Origin of the sequence: Mesorhizobium sp. LNJC405B00 (assembly GCF_000502615.1) — a bacterium.
Lineage (GTDB): Bacteria > Pseudomonadota > Alphaproteobacteria > Rhizobiales > Rhizobiaceae > Mesorhizobium.
Map to the genome: position 1 here is coordinate 21,494 of NZ_AYWC01000018.1, position 23,617 is coordinate 45,110.

A 23,617-nucleotide genomic window follows, 5' to 3' on the forward strand; every position below is an offset into this window, starting at 1 on the left:
CAGCAAAAGAGGTGTTCCGAGCTTCAACAGAGATTGCAACGAGGGCTCTACAATGCCCGGTCACACTTCAGCTAATGCCTCGCTCGCGGACTCGCCGGCCACCAACAAACCGTCTTGGGGCCGCAGCAAGCCCTTGGCAATCAAATCGGCGACCCCAGCTGAAATCAACTGCCGCAATTGTGCACTTGTGGCTTTGAAGCCCAGCATTCTCGCAACGGTTATTGCGATTTCTTCCTCCGTCGCACCGAGGTTGGATTTCACGACTTCCATGGCGCCTTGGGCGACTTCGTCCTGCGCAATCATTTCGGGCTTGCGCAATCCAGCGGACACGACGCCGCTGCGATCCCTGAGACGAACAGGAGCACCTGGCTTGAAGCAGAAGCTGCCTCGACGGGCTACTGCACCACCTCTCTGCGCTATGCCTACCCCTCGCTCGATTGCATCCTGAATCCTGCCACCGGCCCGCTGCAGACCCCACGCGCCCCGAATACGCGAAACTATTTCGTCGACATGGATTGGTGTTTCTATAGCCACCACCTGCTCGACCAGTCCGGCCATGATTCCGCTGGGCGTCTCGTGGAGTTCGAACGATCCCGGTCGGTTTAGTTCGGCCTCTTCGTAGGCTCGATTGGGTATCTCGGATCCCTTTGTGCTTTCGAGACCGATTTCCGTCACGTTGCCTCTGTCGACCGTAACAACCTGCACGGCTACAGCACGATTTCTCTGGACCCCCAATTCGGCCCGCTCATCGAGCTCTTTTCTCGCAGCCTCAATCGCTAATATGGTTCGCTCCAGCTGCTCGCGTGGCCTCTGAAACCAGTCAGCGTTCCAGATGCGATGGATTATCCAACCATGGTCTTCCAGAACAGACTGCCGTAGCCGGTCTCGATCTCGGGCCGAGCGCGATGAATGATATTCTGCGCCATCACATTCGATGCCAAGAATATAGCGGCCTGGCCTCTCCGGATCAGCAACCGCGAGATCGATGAAGAAGCCTGCAATGCCAACCTGAGCATGAACCTGGTAACCCTTTCCGATCAGCGCGTTGGCTACCTGCTCTTCAAAGATTGAATCCATTTCGCGAACCGTGGCCTGGGCAAGCGAAATTCGCCCTGTTCTCGCGTAGTGCAAGAAGAGCTTGAAGGCGAAGATGCCTTTCCCTTTGCCACGCTCCAGGTCGATGTCCTCGTCTGTGATGGACGCGAATACTTCGCAGCTGCGCTTGGCGCGGCTTATGAGGACGTTGAGCCGACGCTCGCCGCCTTCCGCACCAAGAGGGCCGAAACGCATGGCCATGTACCCCTGCGCATTCTTGGCATACCCCACTGAGATCATGATCACGTCGCGCTCATCGCCTTGAACATTTTCAAGGCTCTTGACGAAGAATGGCTCGCTGGGGTGCGCGTGAAAGAACTCCTCCGTATCGGGATTTAGTCGCCGCAGCCCTTCGAGTTCATCCTGGATCGCGCGGCGTTGGCTAACCGAAAATGTTGCAACGCCTAGAGTCTCTCGCGGGTTCACCTTCGCATGACGGATGATCGCTTCGGCTACTGCTCTCGCCTCTACCGGATTGGTTCCTGTGCCACCGGAATCGAAGACCCCCTCTGGCACATGATTAAACCGCAACCCCATGCCTGCCTCTTGGGTATAGGGGCTTGGCACGATGAAAAGCCGGTTCTCGTAGAACTGGCTGTTCGATACGGCGATCAGAGATTGGTGACGGCTACGGTAGTGCCAGCGGAGCATACGCTGCGGCAAGCCGCGGGCCGTGAACAGGCCGAGGATGCTTTCGATGTCGGCGACCTGCGCGCCCTCACCCTCGTCATCTTCAGACTGCGAGCCTGTCACCTTGGCGAAGAATGTCGTGGGTGGCAGTTGGCGTTCGTCGCCAACAACGACCACCTGATTGGCCCTGGCGATCGAGCCGAGCGCGTCCACAGGCTGTATCTGAGACGCCTCGTCCATCACAAGAAGATCGAAGGACATCCTGCCGGGCGACAGGAATTGGGCCACCGAAAGCGGGCTCATCATGAACACTGGCTTGAGTGCCTGGATGGCAGGCCCTGCCTTCTGCATCAACTGCCGGATAGGCATGTGGCCCCGTCTGCGCGCCATCTCAGAACGAAGCAGTCCGACTGGTCCAGCTCCGCCGTCTCTTGAAGGAATTTTTCGGTGATGAGCCGTCACAACTTCGATGGCACCGGCCTTGATCCTCTGTCGGTCCAGATCCGCGAAGTCACGTACAGCCCTGGAATGCAATTCCCCGTCGAACCTTGCCAGCTCCGGCTCATCGGTCGCCATCGCTAGAAACACTCGTTCGTAGTAGGCCATATCGAAGACTGATTGCGCCGATCCTGTTGTAATCTGGCCGTCGGCCAGGCCGTCTATCAACTGTCCCAGTCCAGCCTTTCGGGCTGTTTCGGATCGCTCTCCATAGGCAACCCATTTTGAGAGCTGTTCCTGATGATCAAGCCACCCCTCCAGTCGAGAAACAACCTCGACTATCGCGACGTCTGGAAAATCGTCTACTCCAAACAAGGAGGGAGCATCGGCTTTCAAATCCCCTGCAAGCGCCTTCAATTCCCGCGCTGCCGCTTGGGCCGCTTCACGCGCTGAACGCGCCAAGTTTGCGATCTCTTTTCTTTCAGGCAACCGCGCAGCCAAATGCCGGATTGAGCCATTTTCTCTCAGCCAAAGTTCGGCTTGCGCGAGAGCGGCCCAATCGGATCCTCGACCGAGCCACGACGAGCCGAATGCGAACTTGCCAAGGCTTTCCCCGTCCTCGATCTCTTGATCAAGCGCTTGTAGTCTGCCTAGTCGGCGTAGTATCTCCACCCGCTCACTGATCAGATCTGGAACGTCAGTCAGAACCTGTCGTGACGCGTCATCGGCTTGAGCTACAGTGCTTGCCTTCGCTTCCATCATTTGCAGCGAGGCCCGCTCGGCGGAAGCCACGTCACCTTGCAGGGATGACGCAAGGTGGCCTAAATCGTTCCAAAACCCCTCGATAATCGGCTGACCGATGTCGATCACCTTACGAACTCGGACCGCACGCGCGCCCGCTTCAGAGCGCTCCGCCATCCGCCCGGCTATAATTCGCGGTTCCGAGCCAAGTCCCCTCAGCGTGCGCATCCACTCCACTAAGGCCTGGAGTGGTGCCGAAGACGATCTCTCACCGCGCCAATCGGCTCCGAAGGCGGAACCGCCAAAGGCGTCGCCTTCGCGCACTTTTGCTGCGGCCGCCTGGCCCTTCATTAGAATGTCGAGGAGACCCACTATCTCCGCCGCAGGCGCGCTAGGGGCCACCAAAATAGTCCGCACAAGTGCAGTGGCACGACGGTAGTCACCATTCAATGCTTTCAATATTCCCGTGTGCTCGGCGAGCGCTTGCCGCGCCGCGGCCACGTTGGTACTCCACGCGGCATCAACAACTTTGCCCTGAAGCTCGGCTCTAGCAGTCTCTAGCGTTGCTACGCTGTCGGCAAGGTCACCAGCCTGTTCCAGCCCGGAGTCCCAAACTGTGGCTGCGAATGCCTCAGGGCTCGCATCGGGGGCTGCCGCAACTCTCTCGCCGGTCATCACTAACCTGAGGAGTCCTGCAAGCGTGTCCGGTAAAACCGTAGACCCCAGTTCTTGATTTAGCCGCTCAGCTTCTTCTCTTAAGCGTGGGAGCAACACGGTTAGCTGGCGCGCACGAACGAAACCATCTTTCGGAAAGTCTGAAGGAAGCTTAGCAAGCTCTGTCTCGAGACCTTCAATTGGCGTGTCGATAGCCGTCGCCACCAACTGCTCCGACAGTTCCTCGGATTTGCGGTTGAAATCTGTTCCTGTCCAGAGAAGCGATGCAATGTCCTTTGGACGCTCATCCCAAACCGGCGAGACTAGCGCCTCGGCAGGAAGTCCAGGTGCGGACGCGAGAAGCTCAGCGCGATCTTCTACCTCGCCGCTGTCGCTGAGGATTTGCGGAGGCTTCGCCTCGATCCGCTCAGCAATATCGGCCAGTTTGGCGTGCAGAGCCTTTGCTTGATCCAGCGACGACGCAATGCGTGGGACGAGCCTCTCAATGGTCGTTGGTAGAACGACATCCAGGCCAACTCCCCGCCATGGGTGGTGGATCGGCAAGCCGATCTCGTCGATCCGCTGAGACACGTCATCGAGAAGTTTGCGACGTTGCGAGACACCGTCATTCGTCCAAGCGGTGGTATCCTCAAGTTCAATGTCAACTGGCTTTTGCCCGTTCTGCCTTAGTCGGGTTAGCTGGCCAAGAACTTGGTATGGAGTGAGTTCGGACGTTCCAAATGGAACATGCATCCTTATAGCATGTGCATTGAGTTTGTCCCTAGCCTCCAGCAGGCGTTCAGTAAGGGAGGAAGCAAGCTGTCCGCGAGGCGATCCGAGTTGCCAGGTGCGCCGCAACTCCTCCAGCATCATGCGCTTGTTTGCCTTGTTGCTATGGAGCTCAAGGCAGGCGTCCCCCACCCCCGCAGTGTCAAGCCGTCGCTTCACGACCTCAAGTGCGGCCATTTTTTCCGCAACGAACAGCACGGTCTTTCCATCGGCAACGGCCGACCCGATAATGTTTGCGATCGTCTGCGATTTTCCTGTCCCGGGAGGACCTTGGATAACGAGGTCGCGACCCTTTCTTGCATCATGGATCGCCAGCGTCTGAGAACTGTCACTGTCGACGATATGCAACATTTCGGCAGGCGCGATATGCGGATCAATCGCAATGTCGTCCGACATCAGCGGTTCGCGTGTTTCGAAACCATCTGAAAGAAGCGAGCGGATCTTCGGTTGTTCGATAATCTTTGCGCCATCCGGCCAGAGATCCGGATCCAGGTCACGGTACATCAAGAACTTAGCGAACGAGAAGAAGCCGAGCACCATATCATCGGCAAGCACCTGCCAATCCTCTTTGGTCGACACTGCTTCGGCAACGGCATCGAGATAGGCCGAGACGTCGAAGTCGTCTCCTACTTCAAAACGCGGCAGGGCGAGCTTGTGAATGCGGTCGAGATAGAGTTCCAAGGAGAGGTTTGCGGTAAGATCTTCCGTACGAGCTCGCAGCCGAAACTTTTCTCCAGCGGCCCCTCGCTCCAGCCGTACCGGGACCAAAATGAGAGGAGCCTGGCGGATGTTTTCTTTGTTGCTCGGGTCAATCCACTTCAGCATGCCAAGGGCCAGAAAGAGGATATTGACGCCCTGCTCTTCCTCAAGTGTGCGGGCATCGTGGTAGAGATCAAGGAGCCGGCGCTGCAGCCCCGTTGGGGTCATCCTCGTCTGAAGCTTGGTGTCAGAATGTCGCGCAGATACCCCTCTGTCGTCGAATCCTTCGTCCTCAGGCTGAGCAAGAGCAACGGGGGAATAGTCGATTTCCTCGTCTGGAGGGCTGCTTTCAACCTGGCCTGCCTTCGGCCGATCCGGCTTGCCGGCCAGGAAGGTAAAAGCCTTTCCTTCGCTCACCAGCAATCGATAGATCTCAGACGACCTCTCGTCGACAATATCGATCGTCTTCGCGCTCTTTGAAAACCGTGGCACATTCAAAAGTCGGTTGCGAGCAGAAAGGTCGAGCAATTCCATCCTGGCTCGCTCGAGCTTTTCCTTTAAAGGCAGATCGCTTTGGAAGACCGATTTTTCAACTTCCGACACTCACACCCCCCTGATAGGCTGGACACATAGAGCCTAGACAAGGGCTGTCCGCAACATAAAATCTGGTTTTTCAACCTCGAATGGCTGCCACCAACACTTCAATCGTTTAGTATTGTGAGCACTGCGGCTTGGTGGAAAAATTGCGGATGTTTGTTTAACGTTCCGGACACTTCGCATCCCCACCTTGATCTCGAGGTTCCCTTTCAGACAAAATGCCATCATACGTGTGGACAAGGTGTTGGCAGCTCTGGCATCCGCCTCACCGGCCACGACCAACTGGCGCACAAGCCGACTTCTTTTTGAATCGGCCTCCTAATTTCATTCCGAGAAAACTTGTAGGCTCCAGCGCGGAAAGATGGTCGTGTTTACGGAAAAGGTAACTACAAAGTCGTGACTTCGGGCTGATCTGCGAAGGCACCATGGTGTTCAAAGCGCCGAACTACAAGGCAAACCAGCGCCAGCGAAAAAGGCGCCTATGAATGGTGCAGAGGCACGTTACAAATCATGCAGCTTGCGTTTCGCAAAGGATCGGAAATTGAATAACAATCGCTATTCTCATCGTCGCCGCGCGCGACCAAGGCGCGGCGCTGAACCAATCGTCCGCAGACGTTTCTCTCCAGATGTGCGCTTGCCTCTGATCCTGGTGATCGTGGTGGCCTTGGCTGCTTACGCGACCCACTATTTTACAGGCTCGGGTGACCAGTTACGTGGTCTCGATATAGCAAACTCGGCCGGGTCGAGACGGGCGCCGATAGTAGGCATAGCATCGGTGATTGATGGAGACACGATAGAGATCCACGGGCAGCGCGTCCGCTTCAACGGCATCGATGCACCCGAAAGCCGCCAATACTGCAATGACGCTAGCGCACATCAATACCCCTGCGGGCGCCGGGCGGCCGAAGCATTGGCGAATTTCCTTGCGGCTTCGCAGCCTGTCCAATGCACATTTGTTTCATGGGATCGGTACCGTCGCTTCGTCGGTGATTGTCGGCGCGCGGACGGTGTCAGCGCCGCGTCCTGGATGGTCGAACATGGCCAAGCCTTGGACTGGCCCCGCTATAGCCACCGCGCCTATGCGCAACAGCAAACTAATGCTGAAACCGCAAAGGTTGGAATCTGGATTGGGACGTTTGACAACCCTTGGGATTGGCGCGAACAACATGCCGAATCTGCGAGCCCAACCAAAAGCCCCCTTGGGCTTGTCAGCCGTCGCCAAGTAGCACAGAGCTACTCATGCCAACCTCGCCGCTTGTGCACGCAGATTTCATCTTGCGAAGAAGCACGTTGGTATCTCGCCAACTGCTCATGGGGGAGCAAGTTGGATCGAGATAGCGACGGGATTCCGTGCGAAGGCGTTTGCTGACCTGGGCTCACGCTTTGAGCCCATCCCCAACCATCACTCCCTAGTGTGCGCATTTAGCGTTATGAATTGGCGGTCGGAGCTTCGATGCAATTGCGCGAGTGCCGATAGAGCCTGGCAAAAGGGCTGGCTGACGTTTGTCTTGGAAAATTCCACCAGCTCGTTAAGTCCGGACGGGCTAGAAAACCGCAACGCTTCGTAGCGGCATACAGGAATCTGCCGATTGTCTTTGAAGCGCTTGTCAGGCCCGCCGTTTTTGTTTGGGTGAGCCCAGGTGTAGCTCACGATCTCCGCATCAGATGGAACTTTGCCGGTCTCGATAAAATTACTCGGGGCGAATTGGGTCTGCAGATCGGCATATCCGACTGCGCCGTATCGGTTTCCGTCCTTCACCAGCACTAGGTCAGGCATGAAGAAGAGCACCTGCCGACCCACATGGATTGAAGGAGGAGTAACGTTGCTGCGTACAACCTTCGGCAAGGAGCTTGTAAGTGTCGTGGGCTTTTTGTCGACCAGCATGCTGGCCCCGGCATTTCGCTTCCAAGCAGTCAGATCCTCTATCTTGCCGCCGGCAGCGACATGCCATCTCCCTGCGCAGCCGGTGAGAGTTTCGAACGCGCCGACAAGTCGCCCGTAGGCGGCCTCCGCGTCTTTTTCCAGATCGTAATAGAGCACGCTCACCCGGCGGTAACTGTCAAACCATTTGCCAATGAGCATACCCGGCACAAAGGCACCGATGCCCAGCACCGGTGCGGCACCTCCGAGCTTGGTCCCCACAAGGAAACCTGCAATCCCGAACAAAACCGCGAGTGCTACGGACAGCCGCGTCTGCGATTGCCTGGCATTGATTTCATCGAGCACATTGGCGAATGTCTCGTCACGCATTTCCACCACATCGCGGGACTCGACTTCTCTCATCACGACGCCGTCAGAGACGTATTCCGGGCGCGAGGATTGTGGACGGGGTTGCGGCGCAGATGGGGTCTGAGAGAGCTGAACTACCTTCTTCGCGCTGGCCTTGCCTAAAGTGCCACGATAGTAGAGCCCACCCACGCCGGCGTGGATGTAGTGACCTCTTGGCCCAGTGCCGATGCGGAGGCCCTTCACGCCAACGGAAGCGCCAACCCCACCGGACGAAAAGTTAAAGCGGAATGGTCCCGCACTGATCGATTTTCGAACGTAAAACCCCATAGCCCAATCCCCCCAACTCAACTGCCGTACCGACTAAGGCGCCAGTCTCTCGTCCCCATTCATGGCTTGGCGCCACCAACCGGCGCCAATTTTGATCGCTGCCTCACCCTAATCTCGATGCGCCTTCGAGCCCGTACATCGCCAATCTGCGCTCCGTCGGTGAGATGATCGCCGGGCAGGATGAGCTGACCACCAGACATCGGCAAAATCGTAAACCCCTTTAATGCGGGCATGTCACTGAGCACACTTGTAACTGAAATCGCGCGGGCCAGCCCAAGACCGGCATTGTCGGCGGGATGGAGTGAGCCGATTTCCACTTTCCCTGACAGGACCGGTTGGAGCCCCTTGTCCATGTTGGAGGATTCGCCCGCCATTGCCTGTTCGTCCGTGTGTCCAATTACCTCAATCACGTCGACACCGTACGAGGTCGCAGTCCCGGCGATGGTCTTCGCAAGATCGCGCAACTTTGTTTTGAAGGCATTCGAAAGCTCTGCGCTTCCGGTATCGAAATTATAGCCATCCAGTTCGCTGAGACTGATGATCGGCGGCCAATCGTGAGGTTTTGCTGCTTGCGTCGGCTCTGCAGCCTCCTTGAGCACATCAGCCAGATCCTGCAGCCCTTTGTCGGTGCCGGCGTAACCGAATTCTCTCAAGACCTTCGCCGCATCTATCATGGCCTTGGTCTGATCAATGCTTATGTCGTTGTCCGCAAGGACTTTCGCGACAGGGGCATTTCGCACGACCTCCTCCAGAGAAATACCTGCTTCCTTGACCGACTTAACAGCATCCTTGGCCAGGACCAGCTCGCGCCATTGTTCGTCGGGAACGGTTCCTCCCCTCGTGGGCTGAAACACCGCTTTTATCTGAGCCAGAAGCCGCTTGTTCTCGGCTTCGAGCCTCTGCACGTTTTCCTTGTTTGATTGAGTGGCTCGCAGTGCCTCATCGGTCTCTTTCTGCTTTTTCGTGATGATAGCACCGGCTGCTAGCAACAGGCAGAACACCAAAAGCAGCATCGTCTCGGCCATGGTCAGGCCCAGTATCAAACCGCGGCCAAAACCCTTGCGCTCGAAGGCGACCGAAGTCCCGCCAGCGTCACTCACCTGCCCCACCAACTGGTTCGCTTAGGCGGTTCCGTTCGTTCGGCGGCAGGCTCGCTTCCCAGAGTTTGGAAAGCGTCTGGTTGGGGCTCAGGCTCGACCCGAATTGGTGCGCTCTCGACGGTGTCATTTGCGGCCAGATCTGCCAGTGGCTGTTCAATCGCGATAGGAGCGTTGAGAGGGGGAACAGGCCTCGGCGCGTGAAGGGTTCTTCCTGCCAAGGTTGCGACAAGGTCTCCGGTGTCCTTGCTTTGCTTTTGCACCACTGCGGCAAGCGCCTGGGTCAAGCGTTGTTGCGCTTGGACGCTCTCCGCTGTTTGCTCTGCGGCTGCCACAGCCTTTTCCACACCTGCGGCCACTTTAGCCACAGCATCAACGATGCCCGCCATGCGGGCTTGCTGTTCCTGCGAAGCCGTCTCTGTTTTGACAGCATACTGAGCGACCGCGCTGCCAAGAAGTTTCACCATCGGCGCCAGATCGTTCTTAAGGACCTCATCAGGGACGACAACCTTCTCCAACTTGGTGGCTACGCTTTCGGCCTGTTCACCCAGTCTGCCAACTGAAGAGGACATTGAGCTGTTGGCTTTGTCGAGCAGATCGGCTGCCGCCTCGACGCGCTGTGCGATCGACGAGAACTGACTTTCGATCTGCCCAAAATTGTGGCTCAAAGCATTGCTGAGCTTTCCCGAGGCCACTTGAACTGGTCTGATCGATTCCATCGCGATTTTATCCAGGGCCGATCTTATGTGCTCTCCGTTCCGCTCCGCTTGAACGGCGATTTCGGCAAAACCCTCCTCCAACATCTGATTGCTTACGCGGCGAAAGTCAGCGAATTCCCTGGTTACACTTTCCATCTCGGCTCTTACACGCCGCGTCATATCCGCCAGTTCGTGCCTGACCGTCCGTTCGATGTCGGCAGGATCGCGGCGCATCTGATTGTAAAAGATCCGCAAAGCAATGCCCGTGATCGTCGACGTCACCGCGATACCAAAGTTCCTCACGATTGTGTCGGTGGATCCTTCGGAACCAAACTGAAACAGCGATACGCCGAGACTCGTCAACGTAAACAGGAAACCCATGTAGTAGAGATTGTCGCCTGTTTGCTCATCGTGGAGCCGTAGCTTGCCGGTGAAGACGGACGCGGCAAGATAGATGAGCATCAGGCACACCGGTGCGCTCGCCGCCATTATAGGGTCTACGCCCGACAGCTTGGCTATTGCGATGAACACGCAGCCACCCAGGGTTAGCGTCGCAAAGACGAAAAGGGGCAGGCTCGGATGTCCTAAGAACGACTCCCCTCGCTTCTTGGCCATTAGTTTAACCCCTCCAACCCTACCAGCTTCTCAAAATCACCATGATGGCTTTGAACCCACCGGGTCCAGAACTCTGCATGTTCGAAAGAGCCAAATGGCTTCTTCGCCCTATCGACGTAGAGTATCGTAAACCCGACGCCATCGAGCGATGTCCCGTAAGTCCTGTCAGCCGCGCTATCAAGGTACTTCTGATAATCGAGATCCGAACGATATTGTGAGTACAGCGCCGTATGTTCGATCATATCTGACGCGACTATTATTCGCTTAGCGGTCTTCTCTTTCGCCAAACTGCTATCGAATAGCGACAGTTTGATTTTCTGAATTCCGGCCATGATCGGAGATTGGCTCGCGGATTCTCCATTGGGAATCTGGTCGGGAAGGTTCGTCAAAGGGTCCTCGAACGCATCTTCCCATTTCTTCTGCCGCCGAGACGGATTGTTCGTCCAGCTGTCGACCGTCGAGCCGTCGCCCGGATTGCATCCATCAAACATCACAGTCAGGTCGCCGGGCCTCGCGCCCAGCGTCAATATCTTGAGATAGCCGCCAGGCTCGACGCGCCCAATGGTCTTGCGGAATTCATTCTTCAGATCCGCCATGGTTATCGGCGAAATCGGGTCGGTGGCGTCGATCAAGACCGCTGTCAGGCTCACAGGTCCGTTCAGTGGGCAATTCGTGCTGATGTCGATTTGGTCCTTCCCGGATCTCGACCACATCCAAACAAAACCGGCCAGCATCACAGCCGACAGCACGGCCAATCCGGCTGCTGCGACAATTGTGCCGCCACTGCCTTTCTTTCTTCTGCGACCCCGCCTAGCCATTCACGCTATCCGGATGAAGCTTGTCGAGATCTCGGTACTGTTCGATCCCGCGCTCGCATTCCAGCCCGATGAGCCGCACCTGAGCGTTGAGTTCTTCCTGCGCGTCACGAATTGAGGCGCCCAGGTCCTTCTCGCTCCATTCATCGTCGGACGATATCAGGGGTTTTATGCGCTCAAGTTTGTAGGGTGTGGCAAAATGTTTTGGCGCTGGCTCTGTGCGGGCCTGGAAATTGGCCTCCCTGTACTTTGAGAGAAGCTGGTTGCAGGCTCGCTCCAGCTGGTCTTGATGCTGCGCAAAGAGCGTCAGCAGCCTCGACCGATGGTCGATGATCGCTCGATGCTCCCTGCGTCTGCTCCCCAGCCGCTTGACGATGTCCTCCACCTTCTCGTTGTGCTCATCGCGCACCTCTTGCAGAGCCTCGATGAGCTCGCTCTTGCGCTCGATGTAGTCTTCCCGGCGAGCCACCAATCTGTTTTCGACACCCGCATAGCCCGGGTATGGGTCGAGAACGAACCAGCCGTCGATAAACGCAAAAATCGAAAACATGAGACCAATGCCGAACAGAAGCCAGGATTTCACGTCCATAAGGCCAGCCGGATTGGCGAGCATGCTGCGCACGACCTCGACGCCGGCTCCGTCCACAAAGGACCCGCTAACCTCGCGGTAATGCGCAAGCGCTAGGTTTATGGTCAATGCCAAGCCGATATAGGCCACTATCGACAGCGCGCCGATCAACTTCACAAAAAGCGATCTGTGAGTCACCAGGCGTGCACAGAATATTGCGAACAGCAGAGCGGCGCCGATGTTCAAAAACGAGAAAGCGGCGGCTTCGAGGAGCCCGCCAAAGAATCCCTGTTCATTTCCCTTTGCGAGGAAATTTCCGTTCATCGCCGTTTCAATGAGGAACAGGAAGATTAGCAGGGACACTCGGAAAACATGGGCCGCTCCGTGTTGAACCCTCACAGCCCGGACAAGCCCGTGCTTCTGTTTGAACCAGTCGTGTTCTTTCTCCGCATCGTTGAGCGATTTGCGCAATCCGTGAAGTTCGTCCAGGCCCACCGCGATCGAGGCCTTGAAATCGGAAACACTGGCGGCGTTCGCCTGACGGATCAGACCAAACTGCTCTTCAAAGTCGAGGCCAGCCAATCGGCCGGAGAGTAGCTGTAGGCTGTCTTCGAGTGTGTGATGTGCGGCCTTCTTTTCGTCCTCGACCCTCTCGATAACTGTGTGCTCTATATCGTCGAAATTCTTGGCCGTTTTCGGGGGCTGGTTAGCCTCGCCTCGCTGCGTTCCACGACCTTCAAGATCCATTTCGCGATCAATTTTCGCGACATCCAAGCTATTGAACAATTGGGTGCTGGCGCGGAAATCGTGATTTGCCTCTAGTAGAGTCTCCCGCAGTTTATTTAGCTTTTCGAATTTTATTCCCACAGCACCGCACCCATTTTTGTACCTCTGCCCGCACAAATGGCTTCTATGCACAGTAGAAGCAAAGGGCAACTGCGTCTTCGCAACTTTGCGGTCCACTGCTCACGAGACGATCGTCTGATGTAAAAATGACAACGATAGCTGCCGTGGCAAGCGGACTTGGGCCAATGAATAGGCCAGGCAGCACACTCTTCTCCGCCGGGCTTTGTGGCGAAGGAACTGAAGATCACGCCAATGAGCTGCTAAAAATCGACTCCAGAGGCGTTCGCGCAGTAGCAGAAGCGCGCGCCCTCGGCGCGCACCACGCCACCAAAGTAAGCGCCGTCAATCTCGACCTCGCCTTCAAGGGTTTCGTTCTTGGTTTCAGCCGACAGGCTTCGCGCAGCTTGTGAGCCAGCACAAAGGCGGTCTTGTACTGCACGTCCAGATCGCGAGAGAACTGGACCGCCGACATGCCCTTCGCGCCGTTAACAAACAGGCAGATCGCGGCGAGCAGATCGACAAACGACAGCTTGCGCCAAGGCGAAGATCGTGCCCTCGTAACCGAGAACTGCGCCCCCGCAAGCGGCGCACTTGAACTTGCGACGGGTCGGAATGTCGTAATGATCCAGGCACCCGCATTTCCGGCAAACAGGCTCGCCTTGAGTCGAAGCCCAGCGAAGGCGCTTGAACGCGTCGTAAGCCTTTTCCTCGCCACCCTTGTAAATCTCTTTCAGAGAAAGGGAGCGGCTTTCGGCGGAAAGGAGGAAGTGTTGGGCTATTGTCACATATCCGGTTATATGCGGGGCTTGTATCGCCAAATACAGGGGCCTGTACCACCGACTGTGATGATATTTTTTGAGGCGAGGCTATGGCAGGCAAGGACGACCCGCAGACCGTCGAATACGAGACGAAAGCCAAGAACCTTTTGAAGTCAGAGTTGAAGCGGAAGGGCGTTACCTATGCCCAACTCGCCGAAAAATTGGCGACTATGGACATTCACGAAACCGAGCGTAATTTGAACAACAAAATAAGCCGGGGGGCTTTAGCGCTGCGTTCTTACTGCAATGCTTAGACGCTATCGGGGCGTCCTCATTGCGGCTTTCGGAGTAGTTTTACTCGGGGCGGCTTTACCGCCAGACGAGCGCAAGAGCACTCAGCCCCAACATTCCGAACAGCATCAAGAGACCATAGGCAACCCTGTTGCGGCAAGCCCTCCGCCAGTCCAACAGGCAAATGAACCCCCAAGTTACACTAACCCATGCCAAGCAGGTCACGATGATCGCAGTTCCGATCTGTGTGCCCAGTGGAACGCTGCCGACGCTGCCCAACAGTCGGCGAACTGGACCACCATTGGCGCTATCGTGGGTGCTTTCACGCTCGCCGCTGCTATGGCCGCTGCTTACTACGCCAAAGAGGCTGCTAGGCACACCCAGCGCAGCGCCGACATTGCCGAAAAGGCTTTGCTCGATATCGAGCGCCCGTATTTGTTCGTCACCGCCACCAAACCGTTGGTGGGGGTGACGCACGATTGGGCTGACAAGCCCGACAACAAAAGACCAATTCCGGAAGCGGCATACTCGATCAAGAATTTCGGACGCACTCCTGCCATCATAAACGAGATTCGGGCGAGCCTCCGGCTTTGCAACTTGCCGCCAACTCCGCATTACCATCCCGGAGAAATCAATGACGTTGAACGGGTGCTCGGGGCAGACGATGCTCTTAGCCCTGCAGCTTTTGATCGCGGCGGCCCTATCACAAACAATGTGCTGAATGAGCTTTTCCTGTCCGATACTCACATAGGGGCGGGTTCCCTTCCATATGTATCTGTATGGCGAGATCACTTATACGAGCGTCAACGGGATCACCGACCAATTCGGATTTATCTACCGCTACTCGCCTCCCGGCAATACGTTCCATTTGCAGGACATTCCCGGCTACACCTACCGCCACCGTGACGTGAAGAAACATAAGCAAAACAATGACTTATCGGCCTTAGACTTGCTCCGAACGCGTAAAAGCGGCCTCGGGCGGTTGCAAGATCGCTACAATGTTTATTTTTGATATCCGCTCGGTAAGGCGCTTTTCGCTTAAGCAACTAGGCGTTCTCACATTTTTTGTTCAAGAACAAGGCGTTACACAACTTGCCTACGAGGCGAAAGCGCCTTAAGTGTCAACGTTTACATACGCGAAAGTGCCTAAACATCCTGCCTGCTGCGGATGGAAAAACGCTGACTGTAAAAGCCCGCCAACCTTTCGGCGGGCGGGCTTCCACTGCCGGAACTGGAGAGTGTCATGTCGACAGCCCCGACAGGTCGGAAAGGGGTCGCTGGTTAGCGGCGCGAGATCAGCAAGCAGAGCCGGCGCAGCTCACGATCATAGGTATCTTCGTTGCTAAGCACTTCGACGCAGCGCTTCTTCATCCGAGTGACCTGGGCGTTCGACATATCGCCGACAACGCTAGCCAGATTCGGGTTGCTCGAAGCGGTCGGGTTGCTGGGGTTGGCGGCTGGATTGGTTCCAACGCCGACATTTACGTCGGTACCGACCCCGGTGACGACACCGACATTGGCGCGGCCGGTGCCGATGGAAGCAGTCGCTCCGCCAGTGCCGCCGACGGAGGCTGCGGCATTTGCCCCAGAACCGCCTAGGGATACGCTAGCCGTAGCGCCGCTGTTGCCGCCCACATTAGCGCTGGCGCCTCCGCTGCCGACGGATACCCCGCCGACGCCTCCGACATTAATTCCAGCTGCAGTCGCTGGCATGCAAAGAATTACGAGAACACATCCGGCAGTCAGACTGCCCGTAAGAATTTCAAAAATTCTTGCCATAGTACGCCTCCTTGTTGCCCTGCAAAGGATGGGACATTTTTTGGGACCTACGGACGCCATAGTGACGCACTAGAGTTGAAAAACAACTTAACGGCCCGCGAAAGATTCGTTCTTGGATCATTACTTGGTAATTCTGAGGAGTCAGATATAATAAAATTTTACTTTGGCTCCTACGTGATTTTTCCATTTGTCAGATAATATCATTCCCTAAGCACTCCAGGTGCGGTGCAACAAGGTTCAGGGATGACCGTCCGGCGATCAGTAAGCGGCTACTACCGCCGATCGGACATACAACGCTATATTAGCACCTTTTGACGAACCCGACCGGCGGGCCGAGCCAGAATCCCGTCAGCGCAAAACCTGCAAAATCGCTTCCGATGCTCGCCATTGACTAGCACGGAGGAAGTTCTGAGCGCCAAACACGGTGACCATCAACCTACGGCCGCTGGTAACTGTCGACGTCGAGCATTTCGCCTGGTTGAAAGCTATGTGGCGCCGAAGCGGAAGAAAACACTGCAGACCCCGTTTCCTAAAATCGTATCAGGGCATTAGCAGTGACGCCGAGCGGCCGCCGACCTATCGATTAACTCGGTCCGGAGCCAGAGCGTTATAAAGGAGCAAACACGCCAGAAGTGAGATGACGCTGCCTAGCAGTTGGTCTGCCGTCAGGCCGGAAAAATAGACGAGATCGAACGCCAGTACACCCATCGCTCTAGCCACTCATGAATTGGAAAACCTAACGAGCTGGTCACCAAGTCCGGCCTGCTCAAGATCGCGCAACGTGTCCTTCAACTCCTTGCGCTTGTAGCGATTGATGATGCCGGCTTAGGTTGTGGCGGCATCTAACAAACATTCGACTCGCGCCTGCCATGACGACGACCCGCCGAAGCGAGCATCGCGAGCGCACAGTATTCAAATCCCCCAAGGCGTCCGTCGAGATTTGACAACAGACAGATGGCGCGGCGCGAGCTCTGACGCTGTACGACTGACGCAAGCGGCTCTCAATCCTGGGCGTTGTCCTTGGTCCGTGTGAGGCGGCTTTCGCCTTCCTCCGGGCCGAAGCAGCTTTCGAAATCATTGCAGTCCCGGCAACTGGGGGAGCTGCACAGCGAAAAGCCTTCGGCCTCGCAGAGCTTTCGGTAAAAGTATTTTTTCCATTTCATGTTTTGGGTGTTGCCGGCCGCCAGCGTCGGAAAATGCGAGGCGAGCAGGCGGCCGAGGTCGCTTCGACTAAAAAGGCCAAGGTCTTGCCAGAGGTGGTCATTGCGCATGGCACGCCGGGCGATGATCTTGGCGAAGCGGGCGCTTGCCTTGTCGTCGGGCCGGGCATGCGCCAGCAACAGTCCGCGCAGAAGTTCTTCTTCCAGATCCGGCTCAGGCTCGCTCCCCTCTTCCAAGGCAAACGCGTTGATAGGAAAAGCAGGGAAACAGCGGGACAGGACATCGCGCAACTCGGCGCGCGAAAGTCCGGTTGCCTCCGTCGCCGTCGCCTCGCCGGCCTCGATCTCCTCGAGCGCACGTGAAAGCACACAGGCAAGCACATGCTGGTCGAACCTTCTCTCCAGCTGCGGCCATTGGCCGGTGCTGAGCCGGGCATAATGTTGGGCAAATATGGCGCGTTCTCCTGGTTTCGCCCTATCAAATCATGCAGAGACCCGGCCTGCCGCAACATGGGTCGGGCAGTTCTTCGGTACGGCACTCCGGGTCGCCTCGCGTCGAGTAGTTCGGCAATTCTCGTCTGGTCCATCGGCTCTGGCGCAAATTCTGTGATTCGGAGAGGTTCGCGAACCCCGGCCCTGCCGTTTGCGCCTCACGGGGAACACTGGCGCCGGAATTTGCCCCGCAGAGTTGGACGTGAACCGTGCGGGACAGAGGTCGCGTGCTGAGTGCGGCCACATGGTTCAAGCCGCCAGACTCACGGTTGAATGCCGTCTCATCCAGAGCGTCAGCGAGTGAGTTCCAGCGCACGTTCAGGACAGGATCGCGCGCCTCGTGATGCAGGCAGTTCCTCCCCTTCCGCAACTTCAATGTCACCAGGCAGGATGTAACCGTCATTATCGAGTTTAAAGATGTCCGGCGCTTGCGCCGCGCATCGCGCGTGGCCCTGGCATTTGGCCTTTTGGACGATGATGCGCATGGCGCTGCCTCCATTGTCTGTGCCTGGGCTCGGGGCGGGCCTAAGACCAGTCCAGGATCAAATTTTCGATCCCGAACACATGGCCGCCAGAAGTTATCGGCGCCGTACCCTGCTTGATCCTGAAAGCCGGGATGCGCGCCAGCCACTCCTCCAGGCCAATGACAATCTCGCGCCGGGCAAGGTGTGAGCCAAGGCAACGGTGGGGACCATAGCCAAACGCTGCGTGGCGGTTGTCCTCCCGCTCCAAATCAATCGTGTTGGGGCATTCGAATTCCGCCGGGTCACGATTGGCAATCATCGTGGCGCAGGAAACATAGTCCCCCTTCCGGATCGGCGCGCCTTCGAAGTCGATATCTTTCGTGGCCACGCGGATCAACTGAATGGGCGGATAGGCCCGCAGCAATTCTTCGGTTGCGAGCGGGATGCGGTCCGGTTCGCTCCGCAGCAATTGCTGATCTTTGAGGTTGCGTGCGAGGTACGCCAAGTCAAAGCCTATAGCTGCTGCGACCGTGTCGAGCCCAGCGACGAAGACAAGCACGCCGATGCCGCGGACTTGGGTGTCAGTCAGCCGGCGGCCCTCGACCTGTGCCTGCACTATAAAGGTCATGAAATCGTCAACCGCCTCATCGCGGCGCATGGCTGCAAGTTCGTCGATGAATGCCACGATCGTCCGGGCAGCCACAGGTCGTTCCTTATCGTCGCCGTGGAGCAGATCTTTCCCCCAGCCGACGAATGTATCGAGTCGGTCATCAGGCAACCCCAGAAAGCGAAGAAAGGTGCTCACCGCGAAAGGAAAGGCAAAATCCTTCATCACGTCGCAGCTTGTGCGCGACGCGGCGATCCTTTCGATCAGCTCGACCGCCCGTTCGCGGACAGCCGGTTCCAAAGCCAACACCCGCTTTGGCGAAAGCAGCGGATTAAGCAGTGAGCGAAAGACGCCATGGGCCGGTGGATCGAGCTCAAGCGGGATCGTCGGCCAGTTCTCACCCAGTATGGAGGAGAAGATGCTGCGATGGCTGGAAAAAGTCTCTGCGTCCTGCAGCACCTTCCGCTGGTCCGCGGCACGGGTGATGACCCAGGTACCCCGGCCATCTTGCGTGTTGTAGCGGGAGTAAAAGATCGGAGGCCCGTCATGTACGCAAGCGACAGCTGCGTGTGGATCCCCGTTGGGTGTTGGTGGCATCCCTGGCGATGTAAACAGGCTGAAGTCCCTCACCATTTCGGGCGGGACATGATCTGGAACGGGGTTGGTCGCCATTTTGTTTTCTCTACATTGGCGTTCATGGCTCAATTGAGATTGCACCGCTGTTCATAAAGTCGATTTCCAGCATGGGCACGTCTCTTGTCGGGCGCCTTCTAGATTCTGTCGCCTGATACAGCCCACCTGCACCAGCGCGGATGAGATGGGTTGCGAAGTCGATCAGAGGGGCATCTCCGCCGCGCTCCGGTCATGAAGCAAAACGGCCGCTTCCCCGTTAGGGTTGAGAGACTGGTCAATCACCTCTGCCCTGCTGATCAAATTGTCGAAGCAAGTCGCGTGCCGGATAGGGTAGCCATGGCGGTGCACCAAGCAATGCCAGCCTGCGCTGGGTCTGCCGCTGATGATCACCTGTCCATCATTCTTATGACAACGTCCGACAACCGACATCCGTGGTCGGTTTTGTCGAGCCCGCGACATCGGGCTGTTCGGCTTGGCTGTTGCTGCACAGCCTGCCGGTCGACGAGCGAGTAGATCGCTCGCACGGCCCGGATTGAGCAATGACGCGATCCAGCGCAAGGATCGGGTGCGGTCCGAGAAGACCCGACGGCGCTTGCGCGAGACGATCGGAAATATCAAAAAGGTCAAGCCGCGCTTCGGTTCGGCGCTGATGGCGTATGCGTTTTATCGCTCGCAGGCGCTGCAAGGCTTTTCCGGCAGACGGCGATGCACTCGTGCGCACCGGTGCCGACGGGCGACCAGCTTGACTGTATAGATGCGGTCCATTCCGGCGTGCATCACCTGACCATGCGCATGCGCTACGACGGCATCCTTTCCGCTCATGGACCTAGATTTGCTCGCGAGCCGCTGTCGGAACGTGGTGCTGAGTCCTATCGCGGCCAATTCAATCCGAGGACCTGTCGGCAGTCAACACACCCCTGGAGGTCGGACCGGGAACGCGTGGCAGACTCTCGGCCAGAAACCGCCAGTCGCTGCCCTCGCGTTCGCCTTCCTTGCGCGTGCCGAAGAACTGGATGATCATCTTGCCGTCCGCGCCATAGGCTTCAATGGACGTAACGTGACCATCCCTCGTCGGCTTGCGCACGGCCCAGACCTCGCGGATGCGATGGGTCCTAAGATGCAGATGGAAGGTCTCTTCGAGCACATTGATCCGCGGCCCGATCTGCTTGACCGACCTGATCGGGCCGGAATGGATCTGAATGCAACCACGATTGCCGACAAAGCACATGATCGGCATCTCGTCTTCGGCCGCCTGTTGGAACAGGGCGCCAATGGCATCATTGTCGAGTAGCCAGGCGTCATCCTCGTCGGCCATACGCATCGCCTGGCAGCGGCTGAGCTTCAGTGTCTTCAACATATGGTAGAACTGATGCACGTCGCTTAGCCGGCCCCAGTGCTCGCGTAGGTCGTCGACCGTGGTGGCGTGGTCTGGACTCACTGCGTTATCGCGCGCGCCGCTCGCCTCGAGCGATATGATCGGCTCCTGGTCGGGGGATACAAGCTCTGCCGTCAGATCCTGATAGGCCTGCAGGTTCGAGGCGGGCGTGAGATGAGCTTTGTGCATCGCCTCGCCGGTGGCATCAAAGAATTGCAGGTTGCGGCGGATCTCGGCCCCCTCGCGCTTCTCGACGGCGAAGCCATACGCCCACGCTTTCGGGAAGATGCGCAGGTCGATCTCGTCGCCGAGCAGTATGGCATGCTGGTTGCCGGTGACCACTTTGCCGTAGACGCCAATCTTTTGGTGCACGGCACTTTCGTTGCTGGTGACCGCCATCACCTCGCCGACCGCTTCGAGGCCGGTCAGCAGATCATCGACGCGCGGCTCGATGCGCACCGCGCCGTGACCACAATGCGCCGCGACCAACTCGGCTTCCGAAATGCCCAATCGAGCGGCGAGATCATGCTCCCGGATCTTCGGATTGTCTTTGCACGCCCGCCGGATTTCGTCGGGCGACGGTTTCTCGCGTTGGTCCATGCTTACCCCTGTTTCTACGACGTGTGAGGATCATCTGCCCTGCCCGGGAATCTTCAGCCGATAAGGCGCGCCGAAATGCTCGATCCTGATCTGCTGCTGGCCCATGAACAAGGTGTCGCTGGACAGCGTGCGCACGGCGTCGCACCGATGCGAAAACCGGCGAGCAGCCACATGCCGATGGCATCCCATCGAGCCGGTCGGCGGCTACTGGGCGGTGGTGAGCCAGTATGGATGTTGTCGCAATCGGCCAAGCGGGCATTCGGATGCCACGAGCGGCTGCTTTGCCAACAACGCGTATCTGACCACGGTCCTGACATGTTACTCCCTTGCTTCGCCCCATCCATCGCGATGGCACCCACGGCATGGTTGTGGATCGGCATGCTCTTGCCGTCTCGCCAAACGGAGCTTCAAAAACCGTGCCAATTGCGCCGAGGCAAGCTCAGAAGAAGTTCTGTCCTTGGTGATGTGAGTTCACCCAAGAACTCAGGCCAACATCCCTCGTGCCGGTCCCGACAAACCCGACAGCACGTGTCGGTTGGCCGACACCTTATCAGCAATCAAGAGGCACCAGTGCGAGAGATGCCGCGCTGTGTTGAAACGTTTTTTGGCTTTGGCACGGTGCATGCAACGTGATGGGCAAGCAGGTCGCGGACTGAGGAGAATGGAGCCATGATTACGCTCACCGACAACGCTGTTGCCGCCTTCAAGACTGCTCTTTGCCGTGCCAGCGAGCCGGCGGACGGCTTTCGCATTATGGTCGAGGCCGGCGGCTGCGCAGGCTTCAAATACTTAATGGGCCTGGAGAGCGTGTCGCGCGAGGGCGACGCGATCACTGACACAGATGGGGTCAAGCTGTTCGTGGACGCGGGCTCCCAACCCCATGTAGCCGGCATGACCGTCGACTTCCTCACCGGGCTCCAATCTTCCGGTTTTGTCTTCGATAACCCCAATGCGCGCGAAAAGTGCGGCTGCGGCAAGTCCTTCAGTTAAACGCCCGAAGCGTCTGTGCGGCCGACAGAGTGATTTTGCGGCAGAGGAGACTTATATGGCCGGCACAACAGATGTCCCCGTCCTAAAAAACAAGACAAGGTCAAAGCCGATCTCGGGACCGCCATTCGCTCCCAGTAGGATTCAAAGAACGTCGCCTCCCGAAGCAGCTCGGTTCCTGGTGGCACCCGAGCTGCTTGCGGACAAATCGCGCCGCTGCGCCAAATTCGGCTCATCGGTAGCGTTATCGCGTTCGGGCGTCCTTACCTGCGGGCTGACCTACGGCCACTGCGAACATGTCCATATCGACGGAGATCCGGTTTACGTCAAACACTCCGGGCGCCTGCGCGCGCTGCCAGTTCAAATGATCATCAACGGCATGCGCCAGAGGCTCAACGAGTCGGTCTAGCGCTCGCGTCATTCTGTTTAACTGAGGATCGCACCTATGAAGCCTGTCTACCTCGACAACAACGCAACCACACGGGTCGATCCTGAGGTCGTGCAAGCGATGTTGCCGTTCTTTAGGGATCAATTCGGCAACCCTTCGTCGGCACACGCACTTGGCGCCTCAGTCAGTGCGGCGGTGAGAAAGGCGCGGAGGCAGTTGCAAGCTCTGATCGGCGCGGAGTTCGAGGATGAGATCACTTTCACCTCGGGTGGGACAGAAAGCGACAATGCAGCGCTTCTTTCAGCGCTCGAGGCGGCGCCCAACCGAACCGAGATCGTGACGTCCGCGGTCGAGCATCCCGCCGTGCTGACGCTCTGCGCGCATCTTGAGAAGACCCGCCGCCTCAAGGTGCACAGGATCCCGGTGGATTGCCGTGGTCGGCTCGATCTCGACGCCTATATGGCCGCCCTCACCCCACAGGTTGCAATCGTGTCAATAATGTGGGCGAACAACGAGACTGGTGTGATCTTCCCCGTGGCAAGGCTTTCCGAGTTGGCCAAGGAAGTGGGCGCCCTATTCCATACCGATGCTGTGCAGGCGGTCGGCAAGCTTCCGATGGACCTGAAGTCGACCGCAATCGACATGCTGTCGCTCTCCGGCCACAAGCTGCACGGGCCGAAAGGGATCGGTGCGCTTTTCGTAAAACGTGGCGTCGATTTCCATTCGCTGATCAAGGGGGGTCACCAAGAGCACAACCGGCGTGCTGGAACCGAGAATACGCCCGGCATAGCCGGGCTCGGCACGGCGGCCGAACTCGCCTTGAAATTCATGGACGACGAGACCACACGGGTAAAGTCGCTCCGCGATCGCCTGGAGGGCGGGATCCTCCAGCGCATCCCAAGCACCTGTGTCACTGGTGATCCCTTGCAACGGTTGCCCAACACCGCAAACATCTCCTTCGAACATGTCGAAAGTGATGGAATTCCACTTCTCCTCAGCCGCATTGGCATCGCGTGTTCCTCTGGCTCGGCCTGCACCTCCGGCTCTCTGGAACCAAGCCATGTCCTAAGCGCGATGAAAACGCCACACGCGGCAGTCCGCTTCTCCTTGGCGCGGGACAACAGCGAAGAGGACATCGACCGGGTGCTCGAGGTCATGCCGGGAATCGTGGGGAAGCTGCGCAGCTTTTCCGGTTCTGGGCCGGGTAGTCCGGTCTATGCGTGAGCCGCAGAAGAACAGGCTGC

At 57.5% G+C, this 23,617-nt stretch carries 19 protein-coding genes and 1 pseudogene; 6 read left to right on the forward strand and 14 right to left on the reverse strand.

The window, feature by feature from the left end; translation table 11 throughout:
• Positions 1 to 60: 60 nt before the first annotated feature.
• A complete protein-coding gene (locus X756_RS140630) occupies positions 61 to 5,649 on the reverse strand; it encodes a DUF3320 domain-containing protein (RefSeq protein WP_031239377.1) in 5,589 nt (1,862 codons plus the stop codon).
• A gap of 475 nt (positions 5,650 to 6,124) precedes the next feature.
• Here X756_RS140630 and X756_RS1000000168085 point away from each other — a divergent pair, with 475 nt between their 5' ends.
• A complete protein-coding gene (locus X756_RS1000000168085) occupies positions 6,125 to 7,012 on the forward strand; it encodes a thermonuclease family protein (RefSeq protein WP_084569971.1) in 888 nt (295 codons plus the stop codon).
• Positions 7,013 to 7,045: 33 nt separating this feature from the next.
• Here the strand turns inward: X756_RS1000000168085 and X756_RS0135325 are convergent, their stop codons facing one another.
• The 6 genes and pseudogenes from X756_RS0135325 to X756_RS01000000165995 form a co-directional block, all read right to left on the reverse strand.
• On the reverse strand, positions 7,046 to 8,200 hold the full coding sequence (locus X756_RS0135325) for a DUF4236 domain-containing protein (protein ID WP_031239378.1): 1,155 nt from the start codon (positions 8,198 to 8,200) through the stop codon (positions 7,046 to 7,048).
• A gap of 59 nt (positions 8,201 to 8,259) precedes the next feature.
• Positions 8,260 to 9,300, reverse strand: a complete 1,041-nt coding sequence (locus X756_RS140625; protein WP_031198374.1) for an OmpA family protein — start codon at positions 9,298 to 9,300, stop codon at positions 8,260 to 8,262.
• Entirely contained in the window at positions 9,297 to 10,610 is a 1,314-nt protein-coding gene (locus tag X756_RS1000000166805; RefSeq protein ID WP_023731280.1) for a hypothetical protein, read from the reverse strand. Before X756_RS1000000166805 ends, X756_RS140625 begins: the two co-directional genes overlap by 4 nt.
• Positions 10,610 to 11,428 carry a hypothetical protein gene (locus X756_RS140620; protein WP_031239380.1) on the reverse strand — a complete coding sequence of 273 codons (819 nt, stop codon included), beginning with the start codon at positions 11,426 to 11,428 and terminating at the stop codon, positions 10,610 to 10,612. Before X756_RS140620 ends, X756_RS1000000166805 begins: the two co-directional genes overlap by 1 nt.
• Entirely contained in the window at positions 11,421 to 12,854 is a 1,434-nt protein-coding gene (locus X756_RS140615) for a hypothetical protein (protein WP_031239381.1), read from the reverse strand. Before X756_RS140615 ends, X756_RS140620 begins: the two co-directional genes overlap by 8 nt.
• Before the next feature lie 293 nt (positions 12,855 to 13,147).
• Positions 13,148 to 13,618: pseudogene (locus tag X756_RS01000000165995) on the reverse strand (IS1595 family transposase); the annotation flags it as partial.
• Between the two features lie 89 nt (positions 13,619 to 13,707).
• Between X756_RS01000000165995 and X756_RS04440 the strand changes: the two are divergent.
• Positions 13,708 to 13,911, forward strand: coding sequence for a DUF6471 domain-containing protein (locus X756_RS04440; RefSeq protein WP_023731283.1), 204 nt, complete (start codon positions 13,708 to 13,710; stop codon positions 13,909 to 13,911).
• A gap of 55 nt (positions 13,912 to 13,966) precedes the next feature.
• Here X756_RS04440 and X756_RS140610 read toward each other — a convergent pair whose 3' ends face one another.
• Positions 13,967 to 14,635, reverse strand: a complete 669-nt coding sequence (locus X756_RS140610) for a hypothetical protein (RefSeq protein ID WP_023702833.1) — start codon at positions 14,633 to 14,635, stop codon at positions 13,967 to 13,969.
• Between the two features lie 22 nt (positions 14,636 to 14,657).
• Between X756_RS140610 and X756_RS140605 the strand changes: the two genes are divergently transcribed.
• On the forward strand, positions 14,658 to 14,900 hold the full coding sequence (locus X756_RS140605) for a hypothetical protein (RefSeq protein WP_023731284.1): 243 nt from the start codon (positions 14,658 to 14,660) through the stop codon (positions 14,898 to 14,900).
• A gap of 269 nt (positions 14,901 to 15,169) precedes the next feature.
• Here X756_RS140605 and X756_RS0135340 read toward each other — a convergent pair whose 3' ends face one another.
• From X756_RS0135340 to hemP, 6 genes are all read right to left on the reverse strand, one after another.
• A complete protein-coding gene (locus X756_RS0135340; protein WP_023706369.1) occupies positions 15,170 to 15,667 on the reverse strand; it encodes a hypothetical protein in 498 nt (165 codons plus the stop codon).
• 1,001 nt (positions 15,668 to 16,668) lie between these two features.
• Positions 16,669 to 17,280, reverse strand: coding sequence for a nitrogen fixation protein NifQ (locus X756_RS140600; RefSeq protein WP_023687343.1), 612 nt, complete (start codon positions 17,278 to 17,280; stop codon positions 16,669 to 16,671).
• Between the two features lie 332 nt (positions 17,281 to 17,612).
• On the reverse strand, positions 17,613 to 17,804 hold the full coding sequence (locus X756_RS1000000168090) for a ferredoxin (RefSeq protein ID WP_081725572.1): 192 nt from the start codon (positions 17,802 to 17,804) through the stop codon (positions 17,613 to 17,615).
• A 40-nt stretch (positions 17,805 to 17,844) separates the two neighbouring features.
• On the reverse strand, positions 17,845 to 19,062 hold the full coding sequence (locus X756_RS140595) for a cytochrome P450 (protein ID WP_023727121.1): 1,218 nt from the start codon (positions 19,060 to 19,062) through the stop codon (positions 17,845 to 17,847).
• An 844-nt stretch (positions 19,063 to 19,906) separates the two neighbouring features.
• Complete coding sequence (locus X756_RS140590; RefSeq protein ID WP_023685011.1) at positions 19,907 to 20,998, reverse strand: hemin-degrading factor; 1,092 nt, start codon at positions 20,996 to 20,998, stop codon at positions 19,907 to 19,909.
• A gap of 30 nt (positions 20,999 to 21,028) precedes the next feature.
• On the reverse strand, positions 21,029 to 21,133 hold the full coding sequence (gene hemP, locus X756_RS1000000168975) for a hemin uptake protein HemP (RefSeq protein ID WP_023685012.1): 105 nt from the start codon (positions 21,131 to 21,133) through the stop codon (positions 21,029 to 21,031).
• Between the two features lie 534 nt (positions 21,134 to 21,667).
• Here hemP and X756_RS140585 point away from each other — a divergent pair.
• The 3 genes from X756_RS140585 to nifS are packed head-to-tail and all read left to right on the forward strand — an operon-like array spanning position 21,668 to position 23,597.
• On the forward strand, positions 21,668 to 21,988 hold the full coding sequence (locus X756_RS140585; RefSeq protein ID WP_023685013.1) for an iron-sulfur cluster assembly accessory protein: 321 nt from the start codon (positions 21,668 to 21,670) through the stop codon (positions 21,986 to 21,988).
• Positions 21,989 to 22,043: 55 nt separating this feature from the next.
• On the forward strand, positions 22,044 to 22,394 hold the full coding sequence (locus X756_RS1000000168980) for a hypothetical protein (protein WP_155921674.1): 351 nt from the start codon (positions 22,044 to 22,046) through the stop codon (positions 22,392 to 22,394).
• Between the two features lie 36 nt (positions 22,395 to 22,430).
• Positions 22,431 to 23,597: a cysteine desulfurase NifS gene (gene nifS, locus X756_RS140575; RefSeq protein ID WP_023685015.1), complete on the forward strand. Its 1,167-nt coding sequence runs from the start codon at positions 22,431 to 22,433 to the stop codon at positions 23,595 to 23,597.
• The last annotated feature ends 20 nt before the right edge of the window (positions 23,598 to 23,617 follow it).

What these genes read in the sequence shown, in the direction of transcription:
- X756_RS0135325 (WP_031239378.1), bottom strand. Translation starts at nt 8,200, where the DNA reads ATGGGGTTTTACGTTCGAAAATCGATCAGTGCGGGACCATTCCGCTTT.
- X756_RS1000000168090 (WP_081725572.1), bottom strand. Translation starts at nt 17,804, where the DNA reads ATGCGCATCATCGTCCAAAAGGCCAAATGCCAGGGCCACGCGCGATGC.
- X756_RS1000000168980 (WP_155921674.1), top strand. Translation starts at nt 22,044, where the DNA reads ATGGCCGGCACAACAGATGTCCCCGTCCTAAAAAACAAGACAAGGTCA.
- X756_RS1000000166805 (WP_023731280.1), bottom strand. Translation starts at nt 10,610, where the DNA reads ATGGCCAAGAAGCGAGGGGAGTCGTTCTTAGGACATCCGAGCCTGCCC.
- nifS (WP_023685015.1), top strand. Translation starts at nt 22,431, where the DNA reads ATGAAGCCTGTCTACCTCGACAACAACGCAACCACACGGGTCGATCCT.
- X756_RS1000000168085 (WP_084569971.1), top strand. Translation starts at nt 6,125, where the DNA reads ATGAATGGTGCAGAGGCACGTTACAAATCATGCAGCTTGCGTTTCGCA.
- X756_RS140620 (WP_031239380.1), bottom strand. Translation starts at nt 11,428, where the DNA reads ATGGCTAGGCGGGGTCGCAGAAGAAAGAAAGGCAGTGGCGGCACAATT.
- X756_RS140595 (WP_023727121.1), bottom strand. Translation starts at nt 19,062, where the DNA reads ATGGCGACCAACCCCGTTCCAGATCATGTCCCGCCCGAAATGGTGAGG.
- X756_RS140605 (WP_023731284.1), top strand. Translation starts at nt 14,658, where the DNA reads ATGTATCTGTATGGCGAGATCACTTATACGAGCGTCAACGGGATCACC.
- X756_RS140585 (WP_023685013.1), top strand. Translation starts at nt 21,668, where the DNA reads ATGATTACGCTCACCGACAACGCTGTTGCCGCCTTCAAGACTGCTCTT.
- X756_RS0135340 (WP_023706369.1), bottom strand. Translation starts at nt 15,667, where the DNA reads ATGGCAAGAATTTTTGAAATTCTTACGGGCAGTCTGACTGCCGGATGT.
- X756_RS04440 (WP_023731283.1), top strand. Translation starts at nt 13,708, where the DNA reads ATGGCAGGCAAGGACGACCCGCAGACCGTCGAATACGAGACGAAAGCC.
- X756_RS140590 (WP_023685011.1), bottom strand. Translation starts at nt 20,998, where the DNA reads ATGGACCAACGCGAGAAACCGTCGCCCGACGAAATCCGGCGGGCGTGC.